The following is a 10,048-nucleotide window of genomic DNA, read 5'->3' as shown; positions in this document are numbered from 1 at the left end:
CAACCGCGGCCTGATCAACACACCCCGAGAGTCAACCGAACCCGGGGCAGTCCCTTGCTTGGTCAGGCAGGACAGTTCGATCTCGGCGGTGTTGAGCCAGGAGCCGTGTTTGGGGGTGTGGTGGATCTCCAGGGGTTGGGCGAGGGCGTAGGCCTTCTCGGGCGGGAACGCCTGGTAGAGCGAGGCGATGTTGTGGGTGTTGAGGTTGTCCATGACGAGCACGACCTTTTCCACGTCGGGGTAGTCGACGTCCAGCAGGTGTTCGACGCCGTGGGCCCAGTCGAGGCGGGTGCGGGTGGGTTCGGCGTAGGCGCGGCGCCAGCCGCGTAACGGTTCGGCCCAGACGAAGATCGAGCAGGTGCCGTGGCGGACGTATTCGGAGTCCTCGCGGGCCGCCCGCCCCGGCGCGACGGGCGCGCCGTCTCTCGCGTCGGCAAGCAGCTGATGGGGTTTCTCGTCCATCACGATGACCGGGCAGGTCGGGTCGTAGCGGCGGGTGTAGAACGCTGAGCACGTCTTTCATCGCCGCGACGAACGCCGCGTTGTGCTTCGGTGGGATGGTCCAGCATGCCTTCAGGTGAGGCTTAAGCGCCCCCTTTTTAGGACCCGCCCGATCGTGGAGTGATCCATCGGCGGTATCCCCTCGGTCAGGGCCACCTGTCTTTCCAACAGCCGCAGCGTCCACCGCGCCCGCCCGGCCGGCGGCTGGCTGCACGCCAACGCGATCACCCGGGCCTCGACATCACCGGTCACCTTCGGCTCCACCGGCGGGGTAACCCGTTTCTTGCGCCCGATCACGTCCTCGACCCGACCGGCGTGTTCGGTGAACGCCTTCGCGATCAGATACACCGTGCTCGACGACGTACCCAGCTGTTCGGGGACCACCCGACGGTCCGCCGCCGGCCCTTGCGTCTCGTCCACGGCCAGCAGCACCCGCGCACGGGTGATCATCCGGGCGGGATGGCGCCCGGAGGTGACCACCTTCTTCAGCTTCGCGCGGTCCCCGGCGGTCAGCGAGACCGTGAACTCCTTCGGACGAGGCATGCCAACTCCTTCTGGTCAAGTATCGACCAGACGAGCCGAACACACATACCCATCAAACTAGAGGCGACACGCTACTAATCGCCTGGCAGGTAGCCCGGACGCGGGTGACGGCGTGCTCCTCGGATTCGATCTTCGGCAACCGACTCGGCGGCCACCCCTGGGAGCACCCCGTCGCGCCGGCTGATTGAGAGAATGTTTAGGGCAGTGTCGTAGATCCTCGCTACCTGGGCGGGCACCGCCTCTATGGGGGAGCCTTGATATTCGCTAACCCCGAGTGTGACTCCGCCCGCGCTTGCCACAAAGTCCGGTATCCAGGTAATGCCACGATCTTGGATCGCACGCTCGACCCCTGGACTTGCAAGCTGGTTATTCGCTGCACCACATATGACGGCAGCCTTGATGTTCGCCACAGACTCCAATGTGAGCGTCGCCCCCAGGGCGCAGGGTGCGTAGATCTCGGTGTCCTCATCGATGACCCGATCGACGACGGCGACCGTCGGAAAGTCGCGCAATACTCGGTCGCGTGCTGCAGCCGACACATCGGATGCGAATACCCGCGCGCCAGCATCGATTAGTAAGTGGATTAAACTGTAGCCGACCTTCCCCGCCCCTTCCACGCCGACGCTACGTCCAGTCAGGTCACTCGTCCCGAATACGTCTTCGGCCCCGGCACGCAATGCGTGAAAGGCGCCTAGCGCCGTCATCGCGCCGCTATCGCCGTAACCTCCGACGACTTCATTGCGGCCGAGCACGTAGCTGGTTGTCCGGCCGATTACGTCGAGATCGTCGGCGCTGGTGCCCACGTCGCCGGCCGTGACATATCGGCCGCCAAGGCTCTGAACGAATCGTCCATAGCTCTGCAGCAGCCCATCGGATTTCACTGCCAGCGGATCGCCAATGATGACAGCTTTCGCACCGCCACACGGCAGGCCGGTGACCGCGGTCTTGTAGGTCATTCCGCGCGACAGCCGCAAGACGTCGGTGAGGGCGGCCGCCTCGTCCGGGTAGGGGTAGAACCGTGTCCCTCCGAAGCCTGGGCCCAGCGTCGTGTCATGGATCGCGATTATCGCCTTCAGGCCGGTGTCAGGATCCTGAAAGAAGGTCACCTGTTCGTGCGGGAAGTCCGCGAATCGACTAAAAACACCATTCTTGGCCGGCAATGCCACAGCGGCGGAGTCGGGTGCGCTCATCGTGCATTTTCTCCAATTTTGGCTGGTGATTGATGACGTGCTCTCAGAAGCGGTAGTCGGCTATTCTTGCAGGCGATGAACCCCTGAGTTTTGGTGAAGGTCTCGAGTCCGCCGAGGCGCGAGCCCCGCCGCGATCCAGTAACGCCGCCAAAGGGACAACGGCTTCCTAATGGGTATCAGCGTGCTCGCCCTAACCCGAACTGGGCACGTCCGTTTGTACTTCGATTAGGGTAGGTTTGCTGGCGCATAGCGCAGCCTTAAGGGCGTGCACGAAATCCTCGGCGTTGGACACGGCGACCGCTGTAACCCCGAACCCAGTTGCTATCGCGGTGAAGTCGATACCTGGAACGTCTAGACCGGGGGTTTCCCCGGTACCGAGCTGACTGCCGAACCAGCGCAGAGCCCCGTACGTACCGTTCTTGAGGACGATAATAATCACCGGAATCTGATACTCGGCCGCGGTCCACAGAGCGGTGATTCCGTAGTTCGCCGATCCATCGCCAATAAGGCCGATGACCTGACGGTCGGCGTGTGCCAGCTGGGCGCCAATCGCGGCCGGCAACCCGAAGCCAAGGCCACCGGCGGCCGGGAAGAAGTAGCTGCCCTGGCACGAAATCGCTGCTTGGGCCCAGAAGTCTTCGGTAGTGGAAGTAGATTCTTTGACCCACACCGCGTCCTCAGGGGCAAATTCGCGAAGCAAGGCGAACACCTCGGCCGGGTGCATCCTGCCGCCCGTCGACGGCGCAACCGCCACGAAATCCACCACGGGCGGCAGCTTAGGCCGTGTGCCAGGGGTCACCGCCACGGCCATCCGGGCGACCGCATCGCCCACAGCACAGACGATCGCATCGCCGACCGGTGCCCTGGCCGCCTCGCCGGGGTCGCCGGTCAGTTGCATGAGCCGGGCGCCTTCCGGCAGCAGATCACCCGGCTCGAATTGGTGATAGCGAAAAACCGGCGCGCCGATGACCAGGATCAGGTCATGACCACTTAGCAACTCGGACAGAGCGCGAACTCCGGCTGGAAGTACGCCTCGGAAGCTGGGATGCCGAGTCGGGAAGGGGCAACGAGACGGAGAGGGCGCGATCCAGACCGGCGCCGCAAGCGCATCGGCCAACCGGACAGCGTCCTCGTTGGCCGCCTCGGCGTCAACCTCAGGCCCGAGCACCAGCACTGGATTGCTCGCGCCGTCAAGCAATCTACTGAGCTCTTCAAGTTGCAGCGCGCTCAGACAGCCGCCTACGGCGGTGCTCCGCCCAATCAGGTGTCGTGCGGTCGACGGCGCCTCTTGGGACCAGTCGTCGTAGGGAATTGATAAGTAGACCGGCCCTTTTGGCGGAAGATTCGCCAATTGGATCGCCTGGCTGATGGCGCGCGGCACGTCCTGCGCGCAAGCCGGCTCGCAGCTCGATTTCACGAGGGGTTTAGGTAAAGCGGTTGCGTCAACGTTCGTGAGCATGACCTCCTGGCCGATGGTGGAGCGGACTTGCTGGCCAGCCGTGATGATCAACGGTGAATGGGAATAGACCGAGTTGGTGAGCACACCCATGGCGTTACCGGTTCCCGCCGCTGAATGCAGATTTACGAAAGCCGCCCCCCCTCGCGCCAACGCGTAACCGTCAGCCATCGCCATCACGGCGCCCTCGTGCAGGCCAAGCACGTATCGAAAGTCAGAGGGAAGGCCTGCGAGGAAGGGCAGTTCGTTGGAGCCAGGATTGCCGAAAATGGTGGTCAGACCGTGTGACCGAAGAATATCGAAAGTCACGCCGCGCACGTCGCTCATCGCGTGACCATTACATCGTGGTGCAGGCGGCACAACGGCCACTCTCAGTGAACGGAATATGGCGGAGCAACCTCCGGCACGGTGCACAGCGGGAACTAACACGCCGGGATGGCGGACTCGGCGACATGGTGCCCGTCGCGCGGGCGGCGCTCTGGGCAACGTCGCGTCCGCGATCGACACGGCCGGCAGGATGATCAGCGCCGCACGACCCGACCTGGCGAACCGAGCGCTGGACGTCACACAGACTGGGCTGGCACACAAGCAGGTGCGTGCGGCCCACCACGGAGACGCAGGAAACCTGCGACGACGCAACTGCTGCTTGATCCACCGCGTCGGCGGACCCGGCCGCCCTCGCAGCGTCTGCGCTGACTGCGGACTGAAATCTTGAGCCGGGTCCAGCCGGTGACTGACGCTCTAGGCATTAGGCGGGACACCGGCATACTTTCGCGCTCTGCGCTCGCGGCGCATAGGCCAGCGGACGCCTGCTCGGGGTCTCGGTGGCAACTTCATTCGAACCATGCAACAACTGTGCGGCCACGCGGCGCGACACGACATCGTCCAGTGATCGGATCGCCAGGTAGAGACATCTCAGGGCTGATTGCTCGTTCGGGAAGTGGCCGCGGTCCTTGATCGCCCGCCGATACCGGGCGTTCAAGGACTCGATCGCGTTGGTGAACAGATGACGGTGCGGATCTCGACGTTGTAGTCCAGGAACGGGATGAACTCGGCCCAGGCGTTGTCCTGGGGTGTACCAACGATCTTGGGCAGTGACTCTCGAAGCGAGAGGATCTGTTCATGTCAGAGCAGCGTCGCAAGTTCAGTGCGCAGTTCCGGGCTGAGGCTGTCCAGCTGGTGATCGAGACCGGGAAGCCGGTCGCCGGAGTCGCTCGTGATCTGGGTGTCGTGTCCCAAACTTTGGGCAACTGGGTGAAAGCGTTCCGGGATGCCAATCCAGAGCCGGAAGCAAAGCTGTCGCCGCTCGAGCGAGCCCGGGTGAGCGAGCTCGAGGAAGAGAACCGTCTTCTGCGGATGGAGAACGAGTTCTTGAAAAAGGCCGCGGCCTTCTTCGCCCGGACGCCACGGTGAGCGCAAAGTGCGCGCTGATCGAGGCGGAGAAGGCCATCTACAAGATCGTGTGGATGTGTGCCCTGTTGGGGGTGGCGCGTTCGTCGTTCTACGCCTGGCGGACCCGGGTCGAGACCCCGACCGCGGCGCGGCGCCGCCAGCTCGCCGAGCTGATCACGAAGGCGTTCGCCGCGTCGAGGCAGGTGCATGGCTGTCGGCGGATCGCCCGCGACCTCAACGACGCCGGCCACGAGGTCTCGGTCGGCACGGTCGCCTGGATCATGCGCGACTTGGGCTTGCAGGCGGTGCAACCGCGCGCCTACAAACGCACCACCGTGCCCGGTGAGGCGCCCGTGCCGGCGCCGGATCTGATCGGGCGTGACTTCGCCGTCGGCGGCACTCCCGGCGCCCGTCTGGTCGGTGACATCACCTACCTCAAGACCAACGAGGGCTGGCTCTACCTGGCCACGGTGATCGACCTGGCGACCCGCATTGGTGGTGGGCTGGCAGACCGCGCAGCACATGCGCACCAGCCTGGTCACCGACGCCCTGGCGATGGGCATCGACGCCCGCGTGGTGCGTCGTGACGCGATCTTCCACTCCGACCGCGGAACCCAGTACACCTCGGCCGAATTCGCGTAGTTCTGCCGCAAGCGACACCTGCGGCGCGGCGTCGGACGCACCGGCGTGTGCTGGGACAACGCCGTCGCCGAGGCCTTCTTCGCCGCCCTCTACCACCGCTACAGCTGGCCCACCCGGCACGAGCCAGGTTCGCTGTCGCCGAGTACATCGAGGTGTTCTACAACCGCCGCAGACGGCACTCCAGCCTCGGCTACCGCACCCCCACGCAAGCCCTCACCGACCACCAAAGAGCAGCAACCGCTGCTTGATCAACAACGCGAGGAACTGTCCAAGATCTTTGACACAGCCCAGATCAGCGTGCAGCCGCTGCAACAGACAGGCGCCGATGCTGCGCACCACCCTGCTGTTCGCGCGCGTGAGCCAGTCGCGGAACTGATCGTTGAAGTCCGCCGGCAAGGTGAACGCCCGACCGGGCATGAAGAGGTCTCGAACCAGCCGTTGCGTCGCTCGACGATGCGCTTGGACTCCGGATCGTGCGGCTGCAGCACCAGCCGCGTCGCGAGCGGCACCATGAACGCCGCGATGCCCTCTGCTCGTCGGGCGCCTCGCCCGATCACGGGTTCGTTGTCCCAGATCAACCTGCGCGGCACCCGGCCCAGCTCCGCTGATCAGCTCCCACGAGCCCAACAGCAGGTCCTCGGTCTTGCCGTCGGGATCATCCTCGCGGTGATGAACCCCAAGTGCGCCGCGGTGATCACCAGCACCGGCAGCAGCTTCGCGGTCCCATCCTGGAGCGGGATCTTGCGCGGCGGGAACCACAGATCGCACTGCGCCGCATCGCCGGGCTCTCAGACCAGCCGGTCGGCCGGGTCGATCTTGCGAAGCTCCGGGCGCAACTGCTTCACGTTCTCCCGGAACCACGTGATCGACCCGCTCCAACCAACCTGCTCCCCGATGACCCTCGCCGGCAGCTCCGCATCAACCTCCAACAACTCATGGACTCTCGCCTCGAACGGCGTGAACGCCGTCCCAGCCTGCCGCCGCTCACTGCGAGGCGGCGCGTCCGAGGCCACCGCCTTCACCACCGTCGTCCGCGAGACCCCCAACCGCGCCGCGATCCGAGCCATCGGCACACCCACCGCCGCCAGCCTCCGGATCAACGCCCAGTCCTCCAAAGTGATCACTCCAATCGTCGAGTGTTCACTTTTCAAGCGTCGCTACTGTCCAGTTTTTCAGGCGTCTTCGACATCAACCTTATCGGCGCTTAGGAATGCGATGTCGTTGCCGATGGAGGAGTCATGACGCACACAGCTTCGACCTTGTTGAGGGCCGGCGGGCCGGGGCACACGTGTCGAGCAGCTTCAGTATCGGAGCAACTCAATCTGATGCAGCAGTGGCACGCGTTCCCGAGCGAAGACCCCTCAGAAGATGACCGGGTCGACCGGTTGCAAGCAGACCGATGACAGTCGTGGGGCCTGCCACACCTGCCAGGGTGGTGCCGGAATGCTCGATTCACTCGATCATCGACGATCAGGCTGTGCACACCGTCTTTCAGCCGATCGTGCATCTGGCGAGCGGGTCGATCGCCGGGTTCGAGGCGCTGTCGCGTGGCCCGGCGGGCACGCAGTACGAGTCACCATTGGCGTTGATCCAAGCGGCCGAGAAGGCCGGCCGTCTCGGCGAGTTGGATTGGTTGTGCCGCAGCCGGGCGATGCATGCCGCCGCTGAGGCCCAGTTGCCGGAAACGCTGTCCTGGCTGATCAACGTCGAACCAGCCGGGCTCGCTATGGACTGCCCGCCCCATCTGCTTGTCATGCAGGAGCGGGCGCGCCTCGACCTGCGGGTCATCCTCGAAATAGTCGAACGTGACGTGCAAGGCAACGTGCTGGACCTGATCCGAGCCACCGACGACGCCAGATTCGGTTCGTGGGGCGTCGCCCTGGACGATGTGGGCGTTCAGGAAGCATCCCTCGCGCTGCTGCCATTCCTACGGCCGGACGTCGTCAAACTCGACATGTCCTTGATCCAAGGAGCGCCTCACGAGGCAACGGCGAGCATCACCGCTGCGGTGCGGGCTTACGCCGAGCAGCGTGGCGCTGTGATCTTGGCGGAGGGGGTCGAAACCCACGCCCACGAGCAGCTAGCCAAGGTGTTCGGCGCGACGTACGGACAGGGCTACTACTACGGCAGGCCAGGACCGCTACCGGTGTCGGTCGCCGTGCCTGCCGCACCCATACCGCTGCGTCAGTACGTAGCGCCCCTCGACGGGCGGACGCCGTTCGAGGTGCTATCCACCACGATCGAACCACAGCGCGCCGAGAAGCAGAACCTCATTCACATCAGCGCCCACCTAGAGAACCGGGCGGCGCACGGCACGGAGGCCTCGGTGCTACTCGCCGGGTTTCAGGACCAGGCGTTCTTCACGGAGGCCAAGCAGGCCCGCTACCGTCAGCTGTCCGCCTCGAACGCGCTCACCGTCGTGCTCGCCGACGGGTTGACCCGCAAGGACGAACCCGCTTACTACATCAGAGCGTTACCGCCCGGCACTGCGCTCGGTAAGGAATGGGTCGTCATTGTCTTGTCGCCGCACTTCGCCGGCGCACTAGTCGCCCGCGACTGCGGGGACACCGGATCCTCTGCGCAACGCCGCTTCGACTTCATCTACACCCACGATCGTGACGCCGTGATCAACGCGGCCCGCAGCTTCATCCAGGACCTCGCGTCCGAGCCCTCGCAGCGGGCCGCCCGCCTCCGTGCGCCGAGCGAGACAATGCCCGATCGACTCGCGTACCAGCGCCGGGTGCCTGCAGCGTCACGGGGGTGGCGTGACGCGACGACGTCCAGATCCGAACCTCTCGTCGTCCCGTCGACGGCGGAACCATCGAGCCTCGACGTGCTGGTCAGCACGCGAACAGCCGAGTCCTACGGCTTCCGGGCCACTGCCCAGGCGGTGCTCGACTACCTGAACGCGCACCTGCCGATGGCCTTCTGGTCGATCACCCGCGTTGAGAACGAACAGCAAACCTATCTCTACCTCGACGGCAACGACTACGGACTCACCGCCGGCGGCAGCCACCCCTGGCGCGACTCCTACTGCGTACACATGGTCGCCGGCACGGCACCGCGCATAGCCCCCGACGCAGCGGCAATCCCGCTCTACGCGGCCGCAGCCGTCAATCAGGCCGTCCAGATCGGGGCCTACGCCGGGGCTCCGATCGCCGAACCCGACGGCACCTTGTTCGGCGCGATCTGCGGACTAGATCGCGTGTCCCGCGACGACATTGCACACTATGGGCCGATCCTCGATCTGCTCTCGGAACTGCTCTCGATCTCATTGGCCAGCGACCGAGCCCTGCACCATGCACGAGCGGAATCGAACGCCGCGCTGACCTACGCCACCACCGACTCGCTGACCGGCATTCACAACCGCCACGCCTGGGACACCAAGATCGCCCAACTCGACCTCGACTTCGCCACCTACGCCGACCCCACCGTGATCGTCATCGTCGACCTAGACAATTTGAAACACGTCAACGACGGGCCCGGCGGGCACAGCGCCGGCGACCAACTACTGCGTGACGCCGCGCAAGTGATGCGTCGTTACAAGCGAGACGAAGACTTCCTCGCCCGCCTCGGCGGCGACGAATTCGGCATCATCCTCACCAACACCCCCGCCGACCTCGCCCCCGCCCTCGGCCATCGCATGACCCGGGAACTCGACCGCGCAGGTATTCCCGCGTCCGTCGGCTGGTCGCCGCTGTTGCCGGACGGAACAGTCCAGACAGCAGTGAAGCTCGCAGACGAAGCAATGTATCAAGCCAAACGCCACCGCAAGAGTAAGGGTTAATCCACCACAATCAGGCACGCGTATACGCGTTTGGTTCAGTCAGATGGCTCTTCGCAGCTGACCGTTCATCAGGGGGCGTGCGTCGAAAACCTGGTGCGTACAGATGTGCGCATGCCAAGGGCCGATGCAGCGGCGCTCACCGGCCGACCGCAGAATACGCATGGATTGCTGCTGCCCTTGTGGACGCAGACGGCGTCGTAATGGTCGGCGAAGCGTGCGTTGAGAAAGTCGGTGCTGCTGGAGCAGGCCCTCGCCGGTTCGATCGTGCACAAGGGCGCTGGTTCCTGTCGTGATCAATGAGGGCTGCTCCATCGGTTGTGCAGCGTTTCGACCTACCGACACCCCTCGACGCAGCACCGACGACGCCGGCCAACCCCGATGCCAAGCGATGCCGCTGCCTGCTGGTCCGAAATTTCCCATTTCACCCAGCTCCGAGGCTTCAGTCGAGCAGTCGGCAGCCGATGGTTGCGGTGTACGCCAAAACGCCGAAAGGGCGGTGGTGAAGTGGACGGTGGTCTTGAGACCGCAGTGGCTGTG

General features: G+C 64.7%; 8 protein-coding genes and 2 pseudogenes. 2 read left to right on the top strand and 8 right to left on the bottom strand.

The window, feature by feature from the left end:
* From ACFFC4_RS21660 to ACFFC4_RS21640, 5 genes and pseudogenes are all read right to left on the bottom strand, one after another.
* On the bottom strand, positions 1–462 hold a 462-nt coding region (locus ACFFC4_RS21660; RefSeq protein WP_375504742.1), incomplete at its 3' end, for a transposase.
* Positions 463–573: 111 nt separating this feature from the next.
* On the bottom strand, positions 574–1,044 hold the full coding sequence (locus ACFFC4_RS21655) for a helix-turn-helix domain-containing protein (protein WP_375504740.1): 471 nt from the start codon (positions 1,042–1,044) through the stop codon (positions 574–576).
* 74 nt (positions 1,045–1,118) lie between these two features.
* The gene (locus ACFFC4_RS21650) at positions 1,119–2,234 is read right to left on the bottom strand and encodes a Glu/Leu/Phe/Val dehydrogenase (RefSeq protein WP_375504738.1); all 1,116 of its coding nucleotides are present in this window, start codon (positions 2,232–2,234) and stop codon (positions 1,119–1,121) included.
* 190 nt (positions 2,235–2,424) lie between these two features.
* Positions 2,425–4,017, bottom strand: a complete 1,593-nt coding sequence (mdlC, locus tag ACFFC4_RS21645) for a benzoylformate decarboxylase (protein WP_375504736.1) — start codon at positions 4,015–4,017, stop codon at positions 2,425–2,427.
* Between the two features lie 556 nt (positions 4,018–4,573).
* A pseudogene (locus tag ACFFC4_RS21640) lies at positions 4,574–4,758 on the bottom strand (transposase); the annotation flags it as partial.
* Between the two features lie 54 nt (positions 4,759–4,812).
* Between ACFFC4_RS21640 and ACFFC4_RS21635 the strand changes: the two are divergent.
* Positions 4,813–5,972, top strand: a pseudogene (locus tag ACFFC4_RS21635) (IS3 family transposase).
* Here ACFFC4_RS21635 and ACFFC4_RS21630 read toward each other — a convergent pair.
* Positions 5,938–6,483: a hypothetical protein gene (locus tag ACFFC4_RS21630; RefSeq protein WP_375504734.1), complete on the bottom strand. Its 546-nt coding sequence runs from the start codon at positions 6,481–6,483 to the stop codon at positions 5,938–5,940. The pseudogene ACFFC4_RS21635 and the gene ACFFC4_RS21630 overlap by 35 nt on opposite strands.
* A gap of 29 nt (positions 6,484–6,512) precedes the next feature.
* Positions 6,513–6,839: a hypothetical protein gene (locus ACFFC4_RS21625; protein WP_375504732.1), complete on the bottom strand. Its 327-nt coding sequence runs from the start codon at positions 6,837–6,839 to the stop codon at positions 6,513–6,515.
* A gap of 362 nt (positions 6,840–7,201) precedes the next feature.
* On the opposite strand from ACFFC4_RS21625, the gene ACFFC4_RS21620 reads away from it, so the two are divergent.
* Entirely contained in the window at positions 7,202–9,511 is a 2,310-nt protein-coding gene (locus ACFFC4_RS21620; protein ID WP_375504730.1) for an EAL domain-containing protein, read from the top strand.
* A gap of 39 nt (positions 9,512–9,550) precedes the next feature.
* Here the strand turns inward: ACFFC4_RS21620 and ACFFC4_RS21615 are convergent.
* On the bottom strand, positions 9,551–10,048 hold a 498-nt coding region (locus ACFFC4_RS21615; protein WP_375504728.1), incomplete at its 5' end, for a hypothetical protein.

It is taken from the genome of uncultured Jatrophihabitans sp. (assembly GCF_964244045.1).
Lineage (GTDB): Bacteria > Actinomycetota > Actinomycetes > Mycobacteriales > Jatrophihabitantaceae > Jatrophihabitans.
This window is presented reverse-complemented; position numbering and strand designations above follow the sequence as displayed.